Raw genomic sequence first — 22827 nt, forward strand, 5'->3', positions numbered from 1 at the left:
CCTGCTGCAGCTTGACTAGCAGCGCCTCAGCCGCCCCACCGCCGCTAATTACAGCGGCCTGCCCTCCTTGCGCCATCTGTGCAGCGGTTTGGCCTGCCGCCAAATTGACCGCTGATCCACTTGATGAAACCGTAGTCGAAGCTAGGGCAGCATGGACCGGAAGCGAAGCTGCGCTCGCTAGATTAGGCGACGTTTGACCCGCCTGTGCCTGAGTTTGTGACGACACTGTCGCATTTGCAGCCCCTTCCCTGGCACCCATTCCGCTGGCTGAACGACTCATATTCCCCAGCATTTCTTCCAGCGTAGAAAGCAGTTCATGAAGAGGCGCGCCAAATATTGTCTGATGCAGACTGGCAACCGTCTCCCCCGTGAGCGGAAGGCCACGTCCCAACGCGATCCCTGCTGTCTGAATCCATTCCGATAAAGGAACAGATGCGGGTTTATGTAAGGTTAACTGCTGTAAGCTTTGCAGACTCTCTTTGGTCAGCGGCAAACCGCTTGTCCTCATCATCTGCACTAGCTCCCGATTGGCTGCCGTATCCTCCAGTCCCATGTCCGCCAGTACACCAGCCAGCAACGCAGCAGACATCGGAGCGGAGGAATTTGAGCTGACAGGCTTCAATACAGCCAAACCATCGGCTGACGGCTGCTGTACCTGCAGCAGTGTCGTTTCTCCTTGACGCAGCGGAGTTTCTAAAGCAGCGTGAAGCTTCACGCCTTGCACCTGAATCACCGCTTCCTGTCCATTCTCTGAGACACTCAGCACAGTTCCTCTTACCACCTGTCCGGTTTTTAGTTCTAAGGCCCGCGGCTCTCCCGGCCGGGAATCCCCCATAAGACTGCGCAGCAGCGGTCCGATATTCATGAGTATCCTCCTGTAATTCCATCAATGGTACGGAAAACCCGCCTTGCTAAAGACGGGTCAATGAAGAACATTAAAACAACGTCTGTTCCTGAACGAATAAATTGCGCATAAAACTCTTGCGATGCATGGGTGTCGGCCCTAGGGCTTGTATACGCTCCCGATGAAGCTTGGTTGCATATCCCTTATGAGTAGCGATGCCGTATTCCGGGTACAGCACATCCCACTCGCCTTCGCAAAGCCGATCCCGCGTCACTTTGGCCACAATGGAAGCTGCGGCTATAGACTGACTTACGGCATCTCCCTTAATGACGGCCATTTGCTCGATGCCCACATCGATTTTCTCCGCATCGACGAGCAGTACATCCGGTCTGATCACCAGCTGTTCTACAGCCTGTTTCATAGCAAGGCGCGTTGCCTGTTTAATATTGAGCCGATCAATCGCCTCTGCATCGACAAAGCCAGTGCTTACAGCTAACGCTTCTTTCATAATGATGTCGTATAGTCTTTCTCGCTTCTTGGCGGTCAGCTTTTTCGAATCATTGACTTCCTCTAAGATTAATCCATGCGGCAAAATGACTGCCGCAGCAACAACGTCGCCAAACAAACAACCTCGTCCCACTTCGTCAATTCCCGCGATATGCTGAAACGAGCGCTGCCAGTATTCTTTTTCATACGTTAATAAATCACTCATTGTGCCTCCTTGTTATTTACAAGCCCACCGACCCCAACCTGGAAAATTAAATCGATCTAACAACTCCGAATGCCCGCTAACGCAAGCCCTACACATGGTTATATCAGTAATATCGGAAGCTGAGCCTGATTTATATAGACCTTAAATAAAATAAAGACCGGGTCGCTTACCCGGCCAGACATACTTTAAGTTTGTATAAGGAGCAATATGATCGATGACAGGCAAAGGCATGTGCTAATTAACCAAAGAAACATTACGGTTTGCCGATGGCTCAGGCCTGCGCGAAGCAAGCGGTAGTGCACCTGGCTCGCATCAGCCTCATAAATTGATTTTCCTTGCAAGAATCGTTTGACTACGACAAAAATATTGTCAAAAATCGGCACCCCAAGCGCTAATACAGGAATAAACAGCGATAAGACCGTAGCTTGCTTAAAGGCACCATCCAACGCAATAACCGCCAAAATAAAGCCTAGAAACGTTGCTCCCGCATCCCCCATAAATATTTTGGCAGGAGGCTTGTTGTAGCGCAAGTAGGCCAATGCCACGCCCACTAGAATCATAGCCATGATGGCTGAATTGGATTGACCTTTAGTCACAGCCACGATGAACAGCGTGATCGCGGATATGGCGGATAATCCGCCTGCCAGCCCGTCCAATCCATCCGAGAAATTAATTACCGTGGTTACTCCGAAGATCCACAGAATCGTCAGTATAAACTGCAATATTCCCGGCAAAACAACGTACTCCCCGGAAATCGGGTTAAAAAAACCTGTAAAGGAAATGCCTGAAGCATATACGATTACGGCAGCCGACACTTGAACGATCAGTTTGGGAAGCGCCGGAAAATCCTTGCCTTTGGTCTTATACCAATCGTCAAGCGTGCCGATGACGAGGAGCAATATTCCTCCGATGAAGATCGCTGCCGTTTCCAGGTTGTACTCTCTGCCGACAATCAAATATGTAACAAAGAAACCAATGAAGATGACGTAGCTGGCAGTAAGCGGAATCGGTTCACGGTGCAGCTTTCGTTCGACGTCCTTCCGGGGTTTATCTACAAAATCAAGCCGAAAGGCCAATCTTCCGAATGGGGGGATTAGCAAATATACGATTAGAAAAGACATAATAAACGAAATTACATATAAAATGATCAACACCACCATCAAGTATAATCAACAAGATTATACAATCTTACCGGAAGATTGTCGATATTCTTGGTAACTTGGAAGACAAGGCAGCGCATTTGCCGTATTTGTCAAAATAACCGTCTTCCCTAAAGGAAGACGGTTATTGCATTGATTTAATAAGGAGCTTCCAGGGAATATCTTCCTAGCTTACCAGCTCTCAGCTCACGCAAAAGCACGCTTGAAGCCTTCTCCAGGTCTACCCGCCCGCCGCTCATCAAGCAGCCTCGTTTACGGCCTACAGCCTCCATAACGGCAACAATCTCATCGGGATTCTCGAAATCCTCCGGAGCCTCTTCCATTTCAAAGCGCTCGGCAAATGGCTGCCAATAATATTTCGCCAAATATTTCACTGCAAAAAAAGCAATATCCTCGATGTTCAGTATCTCTTCACGGATCGCTCCGGTTACTGCTAGTCGATATCCTACATTCTGATCCTCAAATTTTGGCCACAATATCCCTGGCGTATCGAGCAGTTCCATCTCGGTGCCTACTTTGATCCACTGCTGCCCTTTCGTTATTCCCGGCCGATCCCCAGTCGCTGCAATATTTCGCCCTGCCATCCGGTTAATAAGCGTCGATTTTCCAACGTTCGGAATTCCGACAATCAGTGCCCTGATCGACCTCGGATTCATTCCTTTAGCCAACTGCTTCTCGATCTTATCCTTCAGCAGTTCCTTAGCCAAAGCCGGAATTTCTTTGACGCCTTGTCCGCTCGAAGCATCTACTGCAATAGCGGCAAAGCCCTCTTTCTCAAAATAATCGATCCACTCACGCGTTATCGCCGGGTCAGCCAAGTCCGCTTTGTTCAGCAGGATGAGCCGCGGCTTGCCCTGCAATATTTCATCGATCATCGGATTGCGGCTAGACAGCGGCAACCTTGCGTCCAACAGCTCTATTACGACGTCTATCAGCTTCAATTTCTCCTGAATCTGGCGACGTGCTCTCGTCATATGTCCGGGAAACCACTGTATCGTCATGTCATCACCTCAGTTCCCGTTAATCCCTTTTGTCGGGTCATCATTTATGCTTAATCGCTTTAATATCCGGTAAAGGCCAGAACACCAGATCTGCTCTTCCGACGATATCCTTGTACGGCACAAAGCCGATTCTCCGGCTATCCGTGCTGTTGGAGCGATTATCTCCTAGCACGAAGATATGTCCCTCAGGAACCGTACTCTCCTGAACAAACTCATTTGGGAAATTTCCCTCTGTATTATAGAGCTGATTATTGTTATGTTTCTCAGTTACAACATCTTTAATGTACGTTTCATCAACTACTTCCCCGTTCACCATAAGGGTATCGCCCTCAACCTGTACCGTATCTCCGGGAATGCCAATCACCCGCTTAATGAAATCACGGCCTTGCGAAGGGACGTGGAAGACGACAACTTCGCCATGCTTCGGCGCACGGATGTCATAAATAATTTTATTAACAATGATTCTTTCACTCGTATGGAAGTTCGGCTGCATCGACTCTCCATCAACAATAAAAGGAGCGAACAACAGCCAACGGATAAGAAGAACCAACACGACAGCAATAACTATGGCCTTCAGCCACTCCAACGCTTCGTTCTTTTCTTTGCTTGGCGGATCCTCCGGCAACCCGGTCTGGCCCGTTTCCGATTGAAATTGCTGTTCCATAGTTCGCAACCTCGCTTTGTCATAAAATATGTAACGAAACGGCTATTACTTAATAAAAATAGTAAAGGGGCTTGAATAAATACAAGCCCCCACTTGATCGTTAACGGATTAACGACGCGCTTCTTTAATTCTAGCTGCTTTACCGCGAAGTTCACGAAGATAGTACAGTTTCGCACGACGCACTTTACCACGGCGAGCCACTTCGATTTTATCGAGTTTCGGGGAATGAAGTGGGAAAGTTCTTTCCACACCAACACCGTTAGAAATTTTACGAACTGTAAAAGTCTCACTGATTCCGCCGCCACGACGCTTAATTACAACACCTTCAAACAATTGGATACGCTCACGAGTTCCCTCGATAACCTTAACGTGCACTTTCAAAGTGTCACCGGCGCGAAAGCTCGGAATATCTTTGCGAAGTTGTTCTTGCGTAATCGCTTGTACGATATTCATCTATGACTCCCTCCTTCCACTCAGGTGTTCTTGCCTCTTCCGGAGAACCCCTTGTTCTCCCTCATCATCCGCAGCGGACCACCGAATTCACAACAAGAAAAATTTTATCACATTTAACCAGCGTTAGCAAGCTATAATAAGAACCTCTGACACCTTAATCACTAAGGATAGTTTCTGCATTTTAAGAAGCGCTGTTTAAATGTTTTTTATGAGAACATTACAAATAATTATTAATAGCACTATTATACTGACCCAATAATCCAATATAGAGGTATGTCTTGATTTAAGCCTATTATCACTCCAACTACGATTTCAAGAATACCTACCCACTTAATTAAAACACTAATTGCATTACGCTTTTCCATTTACAATGCCCTCCATGAACTTAACATTATTTAATGCCTCTATAGGAATCAGGAGTTTATTAGTTTATTCTTTTGCTTATCAAATTCTTCTCGTGTAATAAATCCTTCTTTTAATAAATTAGATAATTTAATTAATTCGTCTGCTGTTGAGTGATCCGGTTTATTCAATTCAACAACTGCATCCTGAACATGCTCATCCTCTGAATCATCTGAATCCATAATTATGTAGTTCAAAATATTTTTCCAGTGCATTGCATTTTTGTAATTGTCTTGGAATAAAGGGCTATATTTTCGAATACTCTCAGGGTAATCTCCAAAGGTAATTCTATAGAATGATTTTTTAGTATCATTAACTACAATTTGCAGTTGAATTCCTGATACCTCTTCTTCGGTTTCGATCGTCGAGCGATATATTCTGGTTTTTGAATCCTCCGCAATAATTATTTGTGCTTGGAAGATATCCTTGTAGTCAAACACTTTTTTTCGGAAAGAATATTTACTTAGCCCTTTAATAAGTGTTTTGCCAGTATTATCATATTCATTTTCTAGAATGCATACTTTTTTCCTAGTCTCGTCAATAGCTATGCACGTTTCTCCATCTTCCGCCAAAAATTTTTGGGAAGGAGTAAAATCACCATCTTTTTCCAACGATTTAAGAGCCATTTGTTCAACTTCACTCTTTAAATCTTCCTCTTCTTTTTTATCCAATGATAGTCCTTTAAAAGCACTGAATCCTATTCCTGCCAAACCAATAACGACAAGAAATCCACTTTCTGTTGATATACCGATAATAACAAGAGTTGCAAAAAGTAGCATACCTAAGCAGCCTAAACCTAAGAACTTCAAACTATCGCCCCCACCTAATATTTGCCAGTTAATTGTATCATTTTCGACAAAATAGGTCTACAGGACTAGTAAGCTGGTGAAGGTAAAGAGGAATTAGTTCCATATATCCTAAGTGCTTGATAAATATCTATTTTACCAGTAGCGACAAAGAAAAAAGTTATGCAAGAGAATGGACATCTCTATGCATAACTTTACTGGATCGGAGTAGCGGGATTCGAACCCACGGCCTCACCCACCCCAAGGGTGCGCGCTACCTGACTGCGCCATACCCCGATATAATTATATATGTATATGTCCAAAGCTGCTAAAAAGAACCCTATCTACGATGATAACGTAATAGATATAATCAATCCCGTCAACTCGTATATGAGAAATCGTAGCATAACTCATACATCTATGTCTAGTGCTTGTGCCCCTAACAAGAGTAAAGAGCGCGCGGCGATCTTCCTCGCTGCAAGCGCTCTTATATTAGCTTGAGTATTAACCAACGATAATCAATCATACGGCAATACTTCATTCAATAACTCAAATTCTTCATCGATCGGGTCAATTAAGTATTCACTTAACATCCAGGTAACCCCCTTCACTGCAAAAGCTTTTTCCGGCCGCCGGCATAAAAATCAAGGATATCATCTACCGTTAACATCCGATCATCTTCTCTTCGTCCATTATCCTGTGACTGCTTTGATTCGTTTTTCTCTGTCTGTTCCATGAAGCTCTGCCTCCCAAACTAATAAGCGTGATTAGGCGCCTCTAGTTTTATTAACCAGAAGCTCTAATCCTGAAACAGCGTTGCCGCAAGATCTTTTGTAATCCGCCAAATAATATACAGTGACATAATCATCATATTACGCAGGGTCTATAAGTGTGCCAGTCTACAAAAAATTGATGAACAATTTACATTTTCTACACTTATTCCGCACCTGCTTTCATATACAATAGAGTTAGCAAGTTAACTATGAAGGAGAGTCATTATGAGTCGCTTTAAGAAGTATGCATTAATTTCATTAGCTTTTATGATCATTCTTTACGCCGTAGCTGTGGCAAATCCCGGTACGGTTCTCTCGCGGAAAGCCTGCAGCTCCTGGAGTCTAGTTAAGGATCAGGCCTTTCTAATGACTCACCCCAAGCTAGACGGCAGCCTAAAGCTGCCTGCCAATTTCACGATCCAGCCCGGTACCGCCGAACAGGTTCCAGTCCTTATGTATCATTACATAACTCCTAAAGCCTACAACGATCAACCGGACAACAATTCGATCATGAATCTGGAAGACTTCGAGGCCGGAATTGATTACTTATATGAACAAGGTTACTATACGGCTACTATGGAAGAGCTGGAGCAATATGTGCTCGGCAAAGCAACTCTTCCTGCCAAGAGCGTAGTCATTACATTTGATGACGGTTACCAGAACAACTATACTTACGCTTATCCCATTTTGAAAAAATACGGATTCCATGCGGCGATTTTTCTCATCGGCAGTAGAGTTCAAACGGAGACATCAGTATTCGATCCCGCGAAGAAAAGCTTTCTCTCGCAAGAAGAAATAGAAGCTTCTTCCGACGTATTTGAATATCACAGCCATACGTATGATCTTCACCACAAGGGATTTATGAAATGTGGATTGAACTACGCGTCGGGCTTTGACACGACCAGCTTGGAGAGTGATATCGCCAAAATGAAGGAGCTCGGCATCGATAGTCCTTATTTCGCATATCCCTATGGTGAAAAAAGCACGCCCATGGTCTACTACTTGCAAAAAAACAACTACCGCATGGCCATGACCGTCCATCAAGGTTTCGTCAAACCTGGCGATTCTCCCATGAGATTAAAGCGACTTACAGTTACTTCAGCAACAAACATGGCTGATTTATTACAGCCTTAAAATAATTTGAATCACCGTGATTATTGTAAAAGCCTCACCCTAGGGTGAGGCTTTTACAGCAACAATGATTAACTAGTGAACTAACATTCTTCTATATAGAACTGAATAACAGCACCGCCTTGGGGACTGTTGCTTGCTCTGATCTCCCCTTTAAAATTCGATACGATTCTTTTGGCAATATATAGTCCAAGACCGAAATGATCCTTGTAATAATCTTCCTGATACATAGCTTCAAATAAAGCTTTGGTATCCTGCTGCTTGAAGCCCATTCCTGTATCCGTGCAGCAAAAATGAATGCGATTCTTCTCTGGGTCATCATGCACCTCAAGCTTAATGACACCATGGCTTGTAAAACGAAGACTATTATAGAGAATATTATCGAGCACTCGTATTAGCATTGCTTCATCAATCCAATAGACTAACTTGGTTAATTGAATCTCGAATCGAATCGAAATCCCCTTTAATTGAGCCATTGCCGAAAATTCCTTTTTCTTCTCCAGCAAAGTATCCTCTAGGTGAACTTGTTCAGGATGCAGCATAAAATCCACTTTTTCGACTTTATATAATACAGCCAAGTTGTTGGTTAAATTAATCATCTTGTTGCAATTGCTATCGATCGTCTGCTTAAAAGCATCAAATGTAAAAGCACTGCTATTTTGCAGCTGTGTTATTAACTCCAATTGACCTTTAATGACCGTAATCGGCGTACGAATATCATGAGCAATAGATTGAACCATCATGCTTCGTTCCAGCTCCATCTTCTGCAAAGCAAGATCAGCCTCTTTTAAAGAAGACACCATACCGTTAAAAGATTGTTGGATTACATTAAATTCCTTGCCTTCAAGCTCATTGATTCTAAAATCAAAATCTCCCGTAGAAATATGCTCAGCCCCTTGAAGTAAGGAAGTAATATTTCTGGACATTTTCTCGTACAATTGCTTTGTAAAAAGAACTAAATATAACATGAAAAAAAATATAGGAGACATTATAAGAGCGATATACAAAAACACAGACACCGGCTGGTCTTTATAATTGTTTACCACATATCCGAAAGGCGCCTTCAACAAATAAACGCCCTGCAAAGCATCGTCCTTCACAATGGGAATATATCTATATACATAGTTATTTCTAACGATCTCTTTATTCAAATTCTTCCACAAATCAACACTGGGATTTCCTATCCCTAATTCTCCATACAAATGATGACCTGAGGTATCGAGCACTTCACTTTTTATCTGGTCAGACATCCCCGTTAAATCCGGTAACTCTCCAAGCAAAACACCTTCCGGATTGTTCTCGACCATTCTCTCAATAATGTTGAAATATTTCACATAATAATCCGTCGGCTTTGCCGTATCGCTGAATAAAAATATGACCAACAGCAAATAAGCCACGATCGTGGAAACGATTGTAAAACTTACTACTTTAACAACAAGTAAATAAAAGTCCCTTTTAAGCGTTTTATGTCTCATGCTGGACTTCCCATCGATATCCGAGTCCATACAAAGTTTTTATGTATGCATAGTCCGAATCGTGCTCTCTAATTTTTTTACGGATATTTTTTATACTCTCGGTCACCGTGTCATAATAGCTCTGCGACTCATGTCCCCAAATTCGCTCAAATATATCCTCCTTCGTAAATACACGACCCTTATGTAAAATCATAAATTCAACAATCTGATATTCCTTTTTCGTTAAATGAATCGGCATTCCATTGCAGGTTAAGATTTTAGCGTCCAAATCAACAACAAGTCGACCTGAACTTACTTTCGAAGTGCCTTTATCCCTTATTCGCTCATCGCGCCGAATATGACATTCGATTCTAGCCTTAAGTTCAGCTAAACTAAATGGTTTTTCTATATAATCATCCCCGCCTGAGGAAAGAGCTTTTATTTTATCTTCTTCCAATGTCTTAGCACTCAAAAAAACAATAGGACAAATGACTTTTTCCCTAATCATCTCGCATAATGCTACCCCGTCTAAATCAGGCATCATGACATCCAAAATAATAATATCGTAATGATGATGCAAGACAGCCTTTAACGCTTGTTCCCCACTGCTTACAGCCGTAACTCGAAAGGCATACAGCTCAAGATACTGCTGAATCATGCTGCAGATGTCCTCTTCATCATCAACAACGAGTATGTTCCTCATCTGACAAGCCTCCTAGTAAAAACGCGGAGTCCCATGGCGTTTTCTTATCCTTATTCACAGCTAGCAAAGTCAATGCTACTCCTGTAACTCCATCAATCAATCCGACATAATCATACAGCTTCTCAATGCCCGTCTTTTTATCGACTGTTTGAAAGCCAAAAGGCAGTTCTTCATTATAATACGACATCATTTGCTCCGTTAGAGAAGAAGTGATCTGTAAAAACTCTGCATCCTTGGTCACGCTATAAAAATGTTTCGATATCATTGCAAGGTTTGATAACCCGTGGCAAAACGTTGGACAATATATTTCCTGCTGCCGCACAGCAGCACGCTTCATGGATTCAACAGCCGGAGTTAAATACTTATCGTCTTGTAATGCTTTCCCTGCTGCAAGTAATGAATAGGCAACACCAGGTGTGCCATAACACCACGCATCTCTTGTATACGTACTGGTTACTGTTAAATCATTATACTCTTCTATAGAAATGTGGGTTCCCCAGTAATATTGGCCCTCAGATTCGATCCGCGACTGAAGCAAGAAATCGGCAAGCTTTCTAATGGAATCTAGTTGTCCCTCCTCCTTAATCCCTTTTAAATATGAATCACATAACGTAATCAAAAGCGAAGGAATTCCGTGTGCGAGTCCAATATTAAAACAGCCATTTGGCCAACGCAGCTTATCCACTTCGGAAAACTGGTTAGCAGCAGAAATATACCACCCTGGAACAAGCTTGCCGTTGCATTCCTTGTCCTGACAAACATGGATGATATAATTCACTATTTTCCGATTTATTTCTTTCATCACAGGAAAATTAGAATCATTATGAAATAGTAAAGTATACGCTGCTACTCCTGTAACGCCAGAAATCGGATCATAATCCTGCATATGCAGATCTTGCCGAGACTGGATCTGTTCTAACAAAGGATCAATACTGTTTGCAATTAACTCATTGATAGAGGATATAAACGATGAATATCGCCGCCTCTGCTTGGATATGCACAAGGCTGATAATCCAATGCCCGCAGCGCCAGTAAACATCGAAAGAGACTGGACTCCCTCCTCCTCTAGCTGCTGTCCTATACGCTGCATATATTGATGACCAATCCGATCCCAGCCTTCCTCCGGATAGTGTTCGTTCATCTCTCCATACAACATGCAAAGGGAGGGCAAGCCGTGGCTTAAAGACAGCTCCTGGAAAGGATTGATTAAACCTGACTCGGTCTCCAAGTAATTGCTTTCCTCATTCGATACTTGCCGAAGATAATCATAGTCGGATAACTTGCGACCGATGCTCTTTACAATATAATCAATCTGCTCATGCATCAACGAACTCCTCCTTCCTATAACCAGAAATCTTGGATTGCTCCAATTCATACATTTCTCGATAAAGGCTCACGCTTTTCAATAATTCTTGATGTTCTCCGATTCCAATAACCTCACCTTTATGCATTACGACAATACGATCTGCCAGCATCGCCGTTGACAAACGATGCGAAATAAAGATTCCAATTTTATCCTTTGTCATTTGCAGGAACATATCGATAATTTGCTTTTCGGCCATAGGATCCAGTGCAGAACTAGGTTCATCCAAGATATACAACGAGGCATCCCGGAAAAATGATCTAGCTATGGCCACCTTCTGCCACTGTCCGCCGGATAATTGCTTCCCTTCATCAAACCAAAGTCCCAATTGAGTGTCCAGATCGTTCTCAAAATCTACCTTTCCCTTGAACAGAGCTTCACTAATGGCTTCTTCTTCATGCATTCTATCAATCTGCCCAAAGCCCACATTTTCCCTCAAGGTCAGTTCGTATTTCACGAAATCTTGAAACAGTACTGTAATACAGCTTTGCAGTTGTTCGGTTCTGTAACTGTTAATCGACTTATTGTTGAACTGAATCATGTCATCATCAATTTGATACATTTTAATTAATAATTTTACAAGTGTGCTTTTACCAGATCCGTTCGTGCCCACAATCGCTATTCGTTCACCACGCCGAAACTCCAAATTAATATTGTTCAGAACCGGATGAGCAAAGGATGGGTACGCAAACGTTAAATCGCTAATTTTTATAGTTTCGATTCGTGAGATAGTATTATCTGCAGCGGCAGGTGTTTCTAAAGTATCTACCGATTCTCCAGCTTCCTCCAATGCCAAAAAATCAAATAGCTGACTCATATAGAGATTACTCTGATACAGTGTATATATCGTATTAATTATTAACTTCGAATTGCTTTGAATTAAACTCAGCGCCTTGATAAAACCAACAACATTACCTATCAATATCTCACCAAGATATGCCGAATAAATAATGATAAATAACACAACATTAGTACATATTTGCTCGATGAAATCAAATAGAACTGTAAACACTGTCCTTCTTTTGAACAGAGCTATATCCTGCTTAATAAATTTCTTGTTAATATTCTCAAATTTGCTTAATACGTACCGACTAATTCCATATAATTTAACTTCTTTAAATGTAACATCCTTCGTCAGTAAATAAGTCAAATACCAACTCTTCCTTCGTTCTGACGTTCTGTTCCATTCGACATTGTACTCTCTTTGCCCGATTCGAAAAAAATAAGTAGATAATAGCACTGGAATAACGATCAGAATTAATAGTACCCAAGGTTTCCAATTTAGCAGAATAATAATCGAGGAAATCAGTGTAATGAAAGCTGTTATCATCGATATAATTGCTTGAAAAATTTGAAAGGGTCTATACGCTACCTCGCTTTGCACCCGCTGTAGCTTGTCATACACAGCAGCATCCTCTAAATGTGCAAGGGTTAATTTGCTGCACTTTTCCATAACACTATAATTAATTTTAAAACGAAGGATCGTTTCGAACTTTTGTTCATAGAAACTCTTTATACTATTGATTACGTCGCTATATAAATGTAAAACAATATATATCCCAAAAGCCCAGACCACCGCCTGAAACGTCCCCGTTACAAGCATATTCAGCAAATGTTGTGACCCAAAAAGCGTTAAAATCGGGGAGAATCCCACCAGCAAACTTAATAATGAAATCATAAAGAAATTTCGCTTATCGGAAGCTGCAACTAGCCTTAGCGTTTTTGGCAGCAGCTTCATCGTCTCTCGAATATCTCTAAAGCTTACACGATCATCAACCGTATCTGTGTCATTCAGCGTTTTCTTGTTCATCAGCAATTTCCTGCTTTCTTTACAAGTTATTTGTAGACCTGTGCATTCTGCTGCACTTTAGTCAGATGTATCTGCTGATGCTTAAGCACATATAAAGTGTGACAGGTAAGAGCTCTGAGTTTCTTCTCAAGTTCTCGGTCTATCCCAAATAAACGGTTGCAATGCATATGAATTAAGCTATCTACAATAGCCCAAGGGTGGGTTGATAATCGAGAAAGATTACTGTTGATTTGGGCACTGTATGATCGTACAGCACTGAATCTTTCATTTAAAAGATTGAATAGACTAGCCTCTTGAGAATCGGTTTGTAACGCCTCCATCTGATTCATGGAATGACAAACATTTATCAACTGTGATCGCACTCGCTTGAAATCATCCCGGTAGTCGCTTGGCTTGACTTGAGAAGACAGAAATTCTAATTGCATACTGTAATCCCATCCCCATTGCTCCATATAACATATCGTTGCTGCAACTCCGACTATTTCATCTGACCAATCGATAAGTTTGTCTTTTCTCGCTTTAATCAACTTTTCAACAGTAACGCTATCCTGGCAAAACACTTGCTCGGCAGCTTCCATAAAGAATAAACCGCCGTATCTCTCAATTTCCCGATCATAACAATCCAGCACAAAATGGCTTATAAGGCCTTTCTCTATTAAGGATCTTAGCCACAACTGAATATCGGGATAAGCCTCTAGCAACTGTTGCTGATCTCCACGAATCCTTAAGCGGACATGCGGATTTGGGTCAGCATAACGCAAATAGAAATGGCCTTTAACCCGCTCTTGATTTATAAGCTCGGCGCAATAATCAGCAATCTCTACGCTAATAAGCTCTTCCTCCCTAGATTGAGTCCCGTATAGCTTTAAATAAATCCATTCCTCAAAGGGCAGCTTCAACCGATCAGGCGAAGTGCTGGAAATCCCGTTAAACCTTTCCTCCGGATAAGCAGCCTTAGGATTTTCTACCGCTTCTTGAGCCATTTTTATCATCGGTATTACGATTTCTTGAGCATGTCCATCCATATCCCCGCCCCAGGCCTTTTCAAGGAAATCCTCAACAGCGGTTAACATCACATTATTGCCATTGTTCACGAACTCGTGGTAAAGAATTTTCAAACATTTTTGATCATCTAAATTCATAATAATTCTGTTATCGCCTGAAGCAATATATGCATATTTCGGTATATTTCTAGAATGGCGATAACCCGTAAACAACTCCATAAATCTCTTAAACCCTTGACGCTTATCCAACTTTATTGTTGAAGAATTCAGAACCCACTTCTCCGGGGCCAGCACAAAGTTCCGATATTTAATCATGGGAGTGTAGGGTAAATCCCTAAAGATAACCTCCCAAGGGAAATTATACCACTTTCTCTCGTCTTCTAGGCTAATATCGTATAAAAATCGTACAGCATTTGGAGAAATCTGTGGATTCAACATATTATTAAAATGAAAGATTATTTTTTTATTGAGACGCTTGCTCTTCGCATAAAATGAAGTCCCTTCTACACCAATCAAAATATCATTCAAGGTTAAAGAATAAAATGGTTCTCTAGAGCTGTTTGTAAAAAGGGCCAGCTCGTATTTATTCCCATGAATATTCCTTGTAACATTGGCGTTTCGCAGCTCATTAGGCAAATAAGAAACCTCGCAGCCGATATACTCTTCACGATCAATTAAACCCTGATTTAATTCGTGCAGCCTATCGAAAAATTTCTCGGGAGAATCCATCACATGGGCAAAGCGTCCAAAACTTTTTCCTGCTTTCGTAGATCCAACATTTGGACCGACATAATATAGTGGCTCATCCAAATTATTTTTATCAGCAAAGATTAAATTAATTTCAAAGGAATCTGGAAGTTCCTCATACGGACAACTCGGCAATGAGAGGGCCAGAATATCTTCCTCTTGTATTTCTATACAGGAACTTCCATGGGTCAGCGCTTCCAAATATTTATTCCAAAAATATGCCTGTACTTTCTCATGAAAATACGGGGTAACTGAGCTGCTTTGCTCCACCCGCATACTGGGCGGGTTTGTATAGCCGGAAGGCGCCCCGATTCCACGATCTCCATCTATCATTTCAAGTAAAGGAACTTCCCTATTTTGGCCGTATTTCTCAATAAAATCTTGACGATACTTATTTAGTGACAACCCTGTTTCATCAGGAGGCCTTAGGAAGCCCAATAATTTGTTGATTAAGTGATTTACTTCCTGAAGAATATATCCGTTTAATCGAATAGGCTCATCACCTTGTAAGGATAAATCTACCTGTAATGGAGATTTAGATTCCATAACCTCAGTCATAAGCCGATGAAGCTCCAGATAATTTTCTTCTCCAGCCCCTAGTGCAGTACAGTTATAGGCATCTATTTTAGATTGGATTTCTTTAAGCTTGATGAGAAGCTCTGCATCACCCAATCTCTCCGTTAGTTGCTTAATTACATAATCCAGCTGATCAATTACAGTTAGTGGCGGCCTAATATTAGATATCAAATACTCCTTCTCAATCAATTCCTGCAAAAAATGCTGAAAAACATGTTGCTCAATTTCCGGATAGTGTTGTTCAAGAGCCTTTACAAGCTGGGAGAACGAGGCTGATTCAGCCGCAGCTTCATAAACAATATGATAGGCCTTCGTTGCTCTGATATTCACTTCCTGGATACTTCGCGTATCCGTTTCTTTTAAGGTTGAATGTGGCAATACAACTCTATTTCCTTTTACAAAAGAGCATTTATTATTGCTGTAACACAACGCTTCTGTGTAATCCGTCTCGATCTTTCTAACCAATTTCATTAGCCATTCCAAATCGGGTCTCGCCTTCTTTGTATATTTACGGGAACCCAAAAGAGCCGTGCTTTCTTTCGTAAACTCACCAAATCCGACACCTGCGAATAATCCAAACGGAGTTGGTCGAGTGCTCATCCTAATCAAATATTTATAAAGTGAATTCATGAAATGTTCTTTCTTCTTAAGAATCTCCCCTTTCGAAAATAAATCCATAGTTTCGTACAAATTTTTACTGGCTACTAATATGCTTTCTCTGAATACACTGTTTTCAGACCATTTTTTAATATATTCCTCCGCCTCATCCTCGCTGATTCCCTCATTAAAAAAGTGATAATATCTCGACAATGGCAAAATAGCCGAACGAATCATAAAAGTTCCTGTATCTTGAAACCACTGTTGAACCACCTTTTTGACCTCCTAATAAAAAATAGTTCTTATATTTTTAAAAGGTACAAAGGAGTCGAAATCAACTTCGCCTTTGTACCTTTTAATGTGGTTAGACAAAATTTATAACTAGCATTTTACGCATGAGTGTGAGATTTCGCAGCCTTTTGTAAAACACATCAGAACACCTGTGATGCATCCTGGAGTGCAAAGACTTTTACTTGTAATTTGTGGCTCGACTTTACTAACTGATGTTTTAATTTGAACATCCAATTCAAAATCATCCAGTTTGGCCATTTAACTTCCTCCTTTCTATTTTTTATATATTTGCATTGTACAATCCAGGATTCTAATCCTTAGATCTTCCAATGAAATATCAAACTAATAAAAGGATTCTGTTAATCTTCTAACTAACTAAATAATAGAATACAATTCTAAGGATTTTATAATTTTTCTACAAAAATCATTTAAAGGAATTATTTTATAATTAATCCTGGTAATTCATTTTACTCCAACGAATTGACAAAGTTAAGATAAGCGCTACTGATAGCAGGAGAATATAGAAGAGACTCAGTAATGGCTCATGTCCAGTAATGATGTCATAAATAAAGGTAAGGGCACTAAACAGAAAATCAAGCAGGAAAGCAGACAGATACATCCCAGCTATGAGTACAGCAATATCCGCCACTACAGCTACTGCGGTGTTTTTTATACAGGTTGAAATAAGACTAAAAATAAAGGAAATCAATAAAATCTTAGCGAAATAGATAAGATAATAAAGCAGATTAAATCTTAAGCTTTGCATGGCCGTCAAGGTGGATTGGTTGGAAACTAAAGTAGTCGAATCCACACTAGGCATAAAGATAAAAGCCGAAACCTGGCTAACAATAAAAATAACGAAAATAAAAAATAAATTACATAAAACAAGTACCGCTAACTTGCCGAGCAGTAATCTTCCCCCGCTAATAGGCCGGGTAAGCACCATCCTGAGACTGCCTGAAGCCCGATCATCTCCGATTAAAAGTGATGAAATAACCGGCAGAACAATGAATACAAGGAAAATATCCAAATTGCTCAATACAGCATGGGGTAACGTCAGCCTATCTGCATTTTGCAATATTGGCCCTTCATTTGATTGATAATTTATCGCTGCCAGCATAGATTTAGCCAACATAGAGTCGCCTTCTTGATTTACTGCTGAGAACCCCAGCGATAGAAGCAGTGTTGATATCACAATGAGTATCGTGAATATATAAAAGGTTTTTCGATGAAGAAATCGGTATAATTCACTTTGGAATATCCCGCTCATAGGTTTCCCCCCACTTTCTAGTCCTTAATCTGTATAATCGCTAACTCGTTCATGCCAAAATGCAAGAACGTTAAATACTATCAAATAGATCGCGAAAACAATCGCAATGTCTTTCGTCAGCCCTTGGATTCCACCCAAAACCGAGGCAATGCCTGTAAATTGAATTTGAACAATCGAAGCATATAAAAGCACATCAATTCGCAGAATGCCGAGCTCGTAGAGAATACTAATCACTTGCGTGTAAATCATACTAATAATCAAAATTCCAATTCCGATCCCTGCAGTGATTATTTTATTCTTGGCTAAGATGCTAACCCAGGTCATCAGGGACAACATGCCGAGAACAGATAGAAAAGCCAAGCCATAATATTTTATGGTATAACTAAGTGCAGACAAGCCCCGAATAGGAACATAACTGAAAAAGGTATACGCGTAATCAACCTTTGGCATCAATAAATAGCCTGCAATCCAGGACAATCCCAAGCATTCCACGAACAATATAAAAAATACGATGGCTAGCAGCAGCATTTTGCTGGCTAATACCTTCCACATGGTGTAGCCCCTAGCGATCACTTGCCTTAACTCGCCCGATCTTCGCTCCTCTGTAATTACAATGGCTGTATAAAAAATTACCAGTCCATTAAAAACCAGCATTAACTGCTCTTGAATAACCAGGTAAGGAAAACTTATTTGCGAAGCAAAGCTGGGATCCTCAGGCGCTATTGCTGAAAGTGTAATATTGTTTTTCGATAGGTATAAATAAGATAGAGCTATAAGAAATGGAACAGCCAGGAAGGACAGCCACATGACCTTCCTGCGAAAAAATTTATACCCTTCATACTTTAATAAGGCCAACAATTTATTGTCCTCCGAACATCAATTGAAGAAAAGCATCCTCTAAGTGCTCGGTGCCTCCTTCGATCAGAATACTCTCCTTGCTGCCTTGCTTCACGATTTTGCCCTCTTGGATTACGATGAAGTGATCACATATTTTCTCCAATTCTCCAAGAAGGTGGCTTGACACAAATATCGTTACTCCCCGTTCGCGATTTAATTTTAAAATGATGTCTCTAATCTCTTTGATTCCCATCGGGTCAAGTCCATTGGTCGGTTCATCTAAGATCAACAAATCGGGATGATTGAGCAGGGCCTGCGCAATGCCTAATCGCTGCTTCATCCCTAGGGAATAGCCTTTTACTTTATGATGCTCCCGGCCAGTCAAACCAACCAGTTCAAGCACCTCTGCAATTCTCTTTTTTCTCTCCTGTTTACTCATGGAGCTGTCCAGCATGGCAAGTGCATATAAGTTTTGGTATCCAGTCATGTATAGCGAGAACACCGGGGTTTCTACCATCGCGCCAACCTCTCTTAACGCTTCCGTCTTATTCGATATTGGGACTCTATTCAGCTTAACGTCACCCTGAAACGATATCAGACCTGTCAAAATACGAATTAAAGTTGTTTTCCCCGCTCCGTTCGGGCCAATAAATCCGGTAATACTAAATTTTGGCACATTGAAGCTGACCGCATCCAGCACCCGCCTTCTTGATAGAACCTTACTAACATTGTTAACTTCAATTAAATGAGTCATCCACATCGCTTCCTTTCTTTAAAACATAATAAACAGCAAATATCATGTTTTAATAAAAAAAACGCCATTTAGGCGTTTTTTTAATCAAGACTTTGACTCACTTCAATATTCAGCTTGTAATTAAAAATTCTTCGTTTAAATCATCTTACTCTCCTTGCTCTGCCTGAATCTCCTGCAGCCATTTGCGATCCTTCGGAGTGAGCTCGATATGCTCCAGCAAATCAGGACGGCGCAGCCACGTTCTGCGCAGCGCCTCCTTGCGCCGCCAGTCCGCTACATTCGCATGATGCCCACTGAGCAGGATATCCGGCACCTTCCAACCCCTAAACTCCACTGGGCGGGTGTAATGCGGGTACTCCAGCAATCCCGTACTGAAGGAGTCGCTAATGGCACTGGTCTCATTCCCAAGCACGCCAGGCAGCAAACGAACGACACTATCGATCACGACCATCGCCGGAAGCTCCCCGCCCGTCAGCACGTAATCGCCGATCGACAGCTCATCCGTGACAAGATGTTCCCTGATTCGCTCGTCATACCCCTCATAATGGCCGCATATGAAGATCAGATGCTCCTCCTTGGCCAGTTCCTCCGCTTTGCGCTGCGAGAAGCTTTCGCCTTGCGGACACATCAGGATAATACGCGGGGCTGGCGCATTGGCAGGCTGGACAGATAACAGATCCTCGACCGCTCGAAAGATCGGGTCAGGCTTGAGCACCATCCCCCCACCACCGCCGTACGGCGTATCGTCTACTGTACCGTGTTTGTTTCCGGCATAGTCCCGAAAATTAACCGGCTTTAGCGATACGATCCCCTTATCTTGAGCCTTGCCAAGAATACTCGTTCCAAACACGCCTGAGAACATCTCCGGAAATAGAGTTAATACATCTACTTTCATCCTTATAGCAGCCCTTCCATCAAATGAACTTTGACGATCTTGGCCTCCACGTCGACATCAAGGACAACTTCGTCAATAACAGGGAGCAAAAGCTGCTTGCGGCTAGGCATTTTAACCACCCAAACATCGTTGGCGCCAGGGCGAAGTATTTCCTCGATCACACCAAGCTCTTTTCCTTCTTCATCGATGACGCGGCAGCCGATAATTTCATAGAAGTAATATTCATTATCCGGCAGCCCGACGGATGCACCTTTGCTGACTTTGATATCGAAGCCCTTGTACTTCTCGACCTCATTAATATTGTCATAGCCTGCGAATCGTACAATGAACATCCCTTTGTTCGGGCGCGCAGAAGCTACAGTCACTTCAAGTTGCTCGCCGGTTTCAGGGTGAACGATAATCAGCTTGCTCTTCGGAGCGAAGCGCACCTCCGGGAAATCCGTACTCGATAACACCTTTAATTCTCCACGTATGCCGTGCGTATTTACAATTTTGCCAACAGACAGCAATGAATCCGACATAACTTCCTCCTTGAAAAAAATCATCACTCGCAGAACTGTGTTCCATCTCCCGCTTCAGCTTCAGCATGTACGAAAAAGGGCTAGGACAGTCATCCTAACCCTCTTTCGTATATTTTTAAGATATGATATCAACGGTGACCCGCTTATCCATCTTAACGGCTGCCGATGCTACAACCGTGCGGAGCGCCTTAGCGATTCTTCCCTGCTTGCCAATCACTTTCCCCACATCATCAGGATGCACGGACAGCTCATACACAATCAGGTGTTCTTTCTCCACGACCTCCACACGAACATCGTCCGGATGATCAACAAGAGCCTTCGCAATAACGCCGACTAATTGTTCCATAAAGGGACCCTCCGAATCAGCAATTATTTTTGCTGCTTAAGCTCATGAAATTTCTTCATTACGCCTGCTTTGCTAAGCAAGTTGCGAACAGTATCAGATGCTTGCGCACCGTTCTGAAGCCAGTTCAACGCTTTCTCTTCGTCAATGTTTACTACTGCCGGCTCAGCGACCGGGTTGTAGTAACCAATTTCCTCGATAAAACGGCCGTCACGCGGGGAACGGGAATCCGAAACCACGATACGGTAAAAAGGAGCTTTATGAGCACCCATGCGTTTCAAACGAATACGAGCTGCCACGAAATTCACCTCCTTCAAAGAATGAACGATTAAATATCATACTGGCTTATCGGAAAGGAAATCTCATCCCTTTGCCTGCTTTGCCCTGCATTTGCTTCATCAACTTGGAGCCCTTGCCCTTCGGCCCCATCATATCGGAGAATTGCTTCATCATCCGGCGCATTTCATCAAACTGCTTAATCAGCCGGTTCACATCGGCAAGCGTCGTACCGCTTCCTGCGGCGATCCGTTTGCGTCTGCTGTGGTTGATCATATCCGGATTCTGCTTCTCTTCTTTGGTCATAGAGTGGACGATTGCCTCAACGCGGCCCATCTGCTTCTCATCGACCTTGATATCCTTCATCTGCTTCATCTTGCCCATGCCTGGGATCATATCCATGATCTGATCAATTGGGCCTAGCTTCTTCACTTGATCCATTTGCTCCAGGAAATCATCAAACGTAAATTCCGCATTGCGCATTTTGCGTTCCATTTCCTTCGCTTTGTCGGCATCGATATTCGATTGCGCCTTCTCAATGAGAGACAGCATATCGCCCATGCCTAGAATTCGCGAAGCCATCCGCTCTGGATGGAACGGCTCAAGCGCGTCGATCTTCTCCCCGAGCGCTGCGAATTTGATCGGGCAGCCGGTAACCGCCTTGACGGACAACGCCGCACCGCCGCGAGTATCGCCGTCCAGCTTGGTCAGCACGACCCCCGTCAACTGGAGCTGCTGATTGAAGCTCTCAGCCACGTTGACGGCATCTTGCCCCGTCATCGCATCGACGACAAGCAGCACTTCATCCGGCTGCGTTATTTCATGAATCTGACGAAGCTCCTCCATCAGTTCTTCGTCAACATGCAGCCGTCCCGCGGTGTCAATCAGCAAGTAATCGTTGCCGTTATCCTTCGCATGCTGCAAGGCCTGTCTGGCAATCTCCACGGGGCTGTTTCCCTCGGGAAGCGAGAATACGGGAACCTTGATCTGCTCGCCAAGCACCTGAAGCTGCTTAATAGCCGCTGGACGATAAATATCTCCCGCCACAAGCAAAGGACGGTGATTCCCCTTCAATAACAGCTTGGCCAGCTTCGCAGAAGTCGTTGTCTTACCCGCACCTTGCAGACCCGCCATCATGACGACGGTCGGCGGTCGATTGCTCTTCGCCAGCTTGGCTTGGCTGCCGCCCATCAGATCTGTCAACTCTTTGTTAACAATATCTATAATGACCATGCCCGGCGTGAAGCTGTCCATCACTTCCTTGCCGACGGCCTTCTCCTTTACCTTGGAGATAAATTCCTTGACCACTTTGAAGTTGACGTCCGCTTCGAGCAATGCGAGCCGCACTTCTCTCATAGCTTCGTTTACATCGTCCTCCGACACCTTGCCTTTGCCGCGCAACTTACTGAATACGCCCTGCAATCGGCTCGTTAAACCTTCAAAAGCCATCTTCGGTCACCT

The 22827-nt window shown here is 42.7% G+C and carries 23 protein-coding genes, 1 tRNA gene and 1 pseudogene; 1 reads left to right on the forward strand and 24 read right to left on the reverse strand.

The annotated features are described in order from the left end of the window. The 10 genes and pseudogenes from CZ379_RS19435 to CZ379_RS27000 form a co-directional block, all read right to left on the reverse strand. A pseudogene (locus CZ379_RS19435) lies at positions 1-865 on the reverse strand (flagellar hook-length control protein FliK); the annotation flags it as partial. Between the two features lie 70 nt (positions 866-935). After that, positions 936-1556 carry a ribonuclease HII gene (locus CZ379_RS19440; RefSeq protein WP_110933133.1) on the reverse strand — a complete coding sequence of 207 codons (621 nt, stop codon included), beginning with the start codon at positions 1554-1556 and terminating at the stop codon, positions 936-938. 185 nt (positions 1557-1741) lie between these two features. Then, the gene (locus CZ379_RS19445) at positions 1742-2716 is read right to left on the reverse strand and encodes an MraY family glycosyltransferase (RefSeq protein ID WP_199925841.1); all 975 of its coding nucleotides are present in this window, start codon (positions 2714-2716) and stop codon (positions 1742-1744) included. Positions 2717-2853: 137 nt separating this feature from the next. Beyond that, the gene (gene ylqF, locus CZ379_RS19450; RefSeq protein ID WP_110933134.1) at positions 2854-3717 is read right to left on the reverse strand and encodes a ribosome biogenesis GTPase YlqF; all 864 of its coding nucleotides are present in this window, start codon (positions 3715-3717) and stop codon (positions 2854-2856) included. 40 nt (positions 3718-3757) lie between these two features. Next, the gene (lepB, locus tag CZ379_RS19455; protein ID WP_110933135.1) at positions 3758-4381 is read right to left on the reverse strand and encodes a signal peptidase I; all 624 of its coding nucleotides are present in this window, start codon (positions 4379-4381) and stop codon (positions 3758-3760) included. Positions 4382-4489: 108 nt separating this feature from the next. After that, positions 4490-4834, reverse strand: coding sequence for a 50S ribosomal protein L19 (gene rplS / locus CZ379_RS19460; protein WP_110933136.1), 345 nt, complete (start codon positions 4832-4834; stop codon positions 4490-4492). A 242-nt stretch (positions 4835-5076) separates the two neighbouring features. Then, positions 5077-5199, reverse strand: coding sequence for a hypothetical protein (locus CZ379_RS26995; RefSeq protein WP_267890500.1), 123 nt, complete (start codon positions 5197-5199; stop codon positions 5077-5079). A 48-nt stretch (positions 5200-5247) separates the two neighbouring features. Beyond that, the gene (locus CZ379_RS19465; RefSeq protein ID WP_110933137.1) at positions 5248-6045 is read right to left on the reverse strand and encodes an SHOCT domain-containing protein; all 798 of its coding nucleotides are present in this window, start codon (positions 6043-6045) and stop codon (positions 5248-5250) included. A 195-nt stretch (positions 6046-6240) separates the two neighbouring features. After that, positions 6241-6319 (reverse strand) — tRNA-Pro (locus CZ379_RS19470). Positions 6320-6628: 309 nt separating this feature from the next. Next, positions 6629-6757 carry a hypothetical protein gene (locus CZ379_RS27000; protein WP_267890501.1) on the reverse strand — a complete coding sequence of 43 codons (129 nt, stop codon included), beginning with the start codon at positions 6755-6757 and terminating at the stop codon, positions 6629-6631. A gap of 262 nt (positions 6758-7019) precedes the next feature. Between CZ379_RS27000 and CZ379_RS19475 the strand changes: the two genes are divergently transcribed. Continuing rightward, the gene (locus tag CZ379_RS19475; RefSeq protein WP_110933138.1) at positions 7020-7928 is read left to right on the forward strand and encodes a polysaccharide deacetylase family protein; all 909 of its coding nucleotides are present in this window, start codon (positions 7020-7022) and stop codon (positions 7926-7928) included. Positions 7929-8008: 80 nt separating this feature from the next. Here the strand turns inward: CZ379_RS19475 and CZ379_RS19480 are convergent, their stop codons facing one another. The 14 genes from CZ379_RS19480 to ffh all read right to left on the reverse strand — a co-directional run bounded on the left by CZ379_RS19480 (position 8009) and on the right by ffh (position 22815). Then, on the reverse strand, positions 8009-9400 hold the full coding sequence (locus CZ379_RS19480; protein WP_110933139.1) for a HAMP domain-containing sensor histidine kinase: 1392 nt from the start codon (positions 9398-9400) through the stop codon (positions 8009-8011). Further along, on the reverse strand, positions 9390-10037 hold the full coding sequence (locus tag CZ379_RS19485; protein WP_234404958.1) for a response regulator transcription factor: 648 nt from the start codon (positions 10035-10037) through the stop codon (positions 9390-9392). The genes CZ379_RS19480 and CZ379_RS19485 overlap by 11 nt, the downstream gene beginning before the upstream one ends. 22 nt (positions 10038-10059) lie before the next feature. Next, positions 10060-11457, reverse strand: a complete 1398-nt coding sequence (locus CZ379_RS19490) for a lanthionine synthetase C family protein (protein WP_456093803.1) — start codon at positions 11455-11457, stop codon at positions 10060-10062. Continuing rightward, positions 11399-13255 (reverse strand): ABC transporter ATP-binding protein, encoded by a 1857-nt coding sequence (locus tag CZ379_RS19495; protein WP_110933142.1) that lies wholly within the window; start codon positions 13253-13255, stop codon positions 11399-11401. Before CZ379_RS19495 ends, CZ379_RS19490 begins: the two co-directional genes overlap by 59 nt. 26 nt (positions 13256-13281) lie before the next feature. Further along, positions 13282-16452: a lantibiotic dehydratase gene (locus CZ379_RS19500; RefSeq protein WP_110933143.1), complete on the reverse strand. Its 3171-nt coding sequence runs from the start codon at positions 16450-16452 to the stop codon at positions 13282-13284. 108 nt (positions 16453-16560) lie between these two features. Further along, on the reverse strand, positions 16561-16728 hold the full coding sequence (locus tag CZ379_RS19505; RefSeq protein ID WP_110933144.1) for a gallidermin/nisin family lantibiotic: 168 nt from the start codon (positions 16726-16728) through the stop codon (positions 16561-16563). A 190-nt stretch (positions 16729-16918) separates the two neighbouring features. Next, on the reverse strand, positions 16919-17740 hold the full coding sequence (locus CZ379_RS19510) for an ABC transporter permease subunit (RefSeq protein WP_110933145.1): 822 nt from the start codon (positions 17738-17740) through the stop codon (positions 16919-16921). Between the two features lie 24 nt (positions 17741-17764). Next, complete coding sequence (locus CZ379_RS19515; RefSeq protein ID WP_199925687.1) at positions 17765-18595, reverse strand: ABC-2 family transporter permease; 831 nt, start codon at positions 18593-18595, stop codon at positions 17765-17767. Between the two features lie 4 nt (positions 18596-18599). Further along, positions 18600-19331 (reverse strand): ABC transporter ATP-binding protein, encoded by a 732-nt coding sequence (locus CZ379_RS19520; RefSeq protein ID WP_110933147.1) that lies wholly within the window; start codon positions 19329-19331, stop codon positions 18600-18602. Positions 19332-19476: 145 nt separating this feature from the next. Further along, positions 19477-20226, reverse strand: coding sequence for a tRNA (guanosine(37)-N1)-methyltransferase TrmD (trmD, locus tag CZ379_RS19525; RefSeq protein WP_110933148.1), 750 nt, complete (start codon positions 20224-20226; stop codon positions 19477-19479). A 2-nt stretch (positions 20227-20228) separates the two neighbouring features. Continuing rightward, a complete protein-coding gene (rimM, locus tag CZ379_RS19530; protein ID WP_110933149.1) occupies positions 20229-20747 on the reverse strand; it encodes a ribosome maturation factor RimM in 519 nt (172 codons plus the stop codon). A 115-nt stretch (positions 20748-20862) separates the two neighbouring features. Next, positions 20863-21093, reverse strand: coding sequence for a KH domain-containing protein (locus tag CZ379_RS19535; RefSeq protein WP_019638108.1), 231 nt, complete (start codon positions 21091-21093; stop codon positions 20863-20865). Between the two features lie 23 nt (positions 21094-21116). Beyond that, entirely contained in the window at positions 21117-21389 is a 273-nt protein-coding gene (gene rpsP / locus CZ379_RS19540) for a 30S ribosomal protein S16 (RefSeq protein ID WP_110933150.1), read from the reverse strand. A 46-nt stretch (positions 21390-21435) separates the two neighbouring features. Further along, positions 21436-22815, reverse strand: a complete 1380-nt coding sequence (gene ffh / locus CZ379_RS19545) for a signal recognition particle protein (protein ID WP_110933151.1) — start codon at positions 22813-22815, stop codon at positions 21436-21438. Positions 22816-22827: the final 12 nt, after the last annotated feature.

Source organism: Paenibacillus bouchesdurhonensis, assembly GCF_900155685.1.
Classification (GTDB): Bacteria; Bacillota; Bacilli; order Paenibacillales; family Paenibacillaceae; genus Fontibacillus; species Fontibacillus bouchesdurhonensis.

Coding starts and splice junctions, on each gene's coding strand:
- CZ379_RS19440 (WP_110933133.1), bottom strand. CDS start 1,556: ATGAGTGATTTATTAACGTATGAAAAAGAATACTGGCAGCGCTCGTTT.
- CZ379_RS19445 (WP_199925841.1), bottom strand. CDS start 2,716: ATGGTGGTGTTGATCATTTTATATGTAATTTCGTTTATTATGTCTTTT.
- ylqF (WP_110933134.1), bottom strand. CDS start 3,717: ATGACGATACAGTGGTTTCCCGGACATATGACGAGAGCACGTCGCCAG.
- lepB (WP_110933135.1), bottom strand. CDS start 4,381: ATGGAACAGCAATTTCAATCGGAAACGGGCCAGACCGGGTTGCCGGAG.
- rplS (WP_110933136.1), bottom strand. CDS start 4,834: ATGAATATCGTACAAGCGATTACGCAAGAACAACTTCGCAAAGATATT.
- CZ379_RS26995 (WP_267890500.1), bottom strand. CDS start 5,199: ATGGAAAAGCGTAATGCAATTAGTGTTTTAATTAAGTGGGTAGGTATT.
- CZ379_RS27000 (WP_267890501.1), bottom strand. CDS start 6,757: ATGGAACAGACAGAGAAAAACGAATCAAAGCAGTCACAGGATAATGGA.
- CZ379_RS19475 (WP_110933138.1), top strand. CDS start 7,020: ATGAGTCGCTTTAAGAAGTATGCATTAATTTCATTAGCTTTTATGATC.
- CZ379_RS19480 (WP_110933139.1), bottom strand. CDS start 9,400: ATGAGACATAAAACGCTTAAAAGGGACTTTTATTTACTTGTTGTTAAA.
- CZ379_RS19485 (WP_234404958.1), bottom strand. CDS start 10,037: ATGATTCAGCAGTATCTTGAGCTGTATGCCTTTCGAGTTACGGCTGTA.
- CZ379_RS19490 (WP_456093803.1), bottom strand. CDS start 11,457: ATGAATTGGAGCAATCCAAGATTTCTGGTTATAGGAAGGAGGAGTTCG.
- CZ379_RS19495 (WP_110933142.1), bottom strand. CDS start 13,255: ATGAACAAGAAAACGCTGAATGACACAGATACGGTTGATGATCGTGTA.
- CZ379_RS19505 (WP_110933144.1), bottom strand. CDS start 16,728: ATGGCCAAACTGGATGATTTTGAATTGGATGTTCAAATTAAAACATCA.
- CZ379_RS19510 (WP_110933145.1), bottom strand. CDS start 17,740: ATGAGCGGGATATTCCAAAGTGAATTATACCGATTTCTTCATCGAAAA.
- CZ379_RS19520 (WP_110933147.1), bottom strand. CDS start 19,331: ATGACTCATTTAATTGAAGTTAACAATGTTAGTAAGGTTCTATCAAGA.
- trmD (WP_110933148.1), bottom strand. CDS start 20,226: ATGAAAGTAGATGTATTAACTCTATTTCCGGAGATGTTCTCAGGCGTG.
- rimM (WP_110933149.1), bottom strand. CDS start 20,747: ATGTCGGATTCATTGCTGTCTGTTGGCAAAATTGTAAATACGCACGGC.
- CZ379_RS19535 (WP_019638108.1), bottom strand. CDS start 21,093: ATGGAACAATTAGTCGGCGTTATTGCGAAGGCTCTTGTTGATCATCCG.
- ffh (WP_110933151.1), bottom strand. CDS start 22,815: ATGGCTTTTGAAGGTTTAACGAGCCGATTGCAGGGCGTATTCAGTAAG.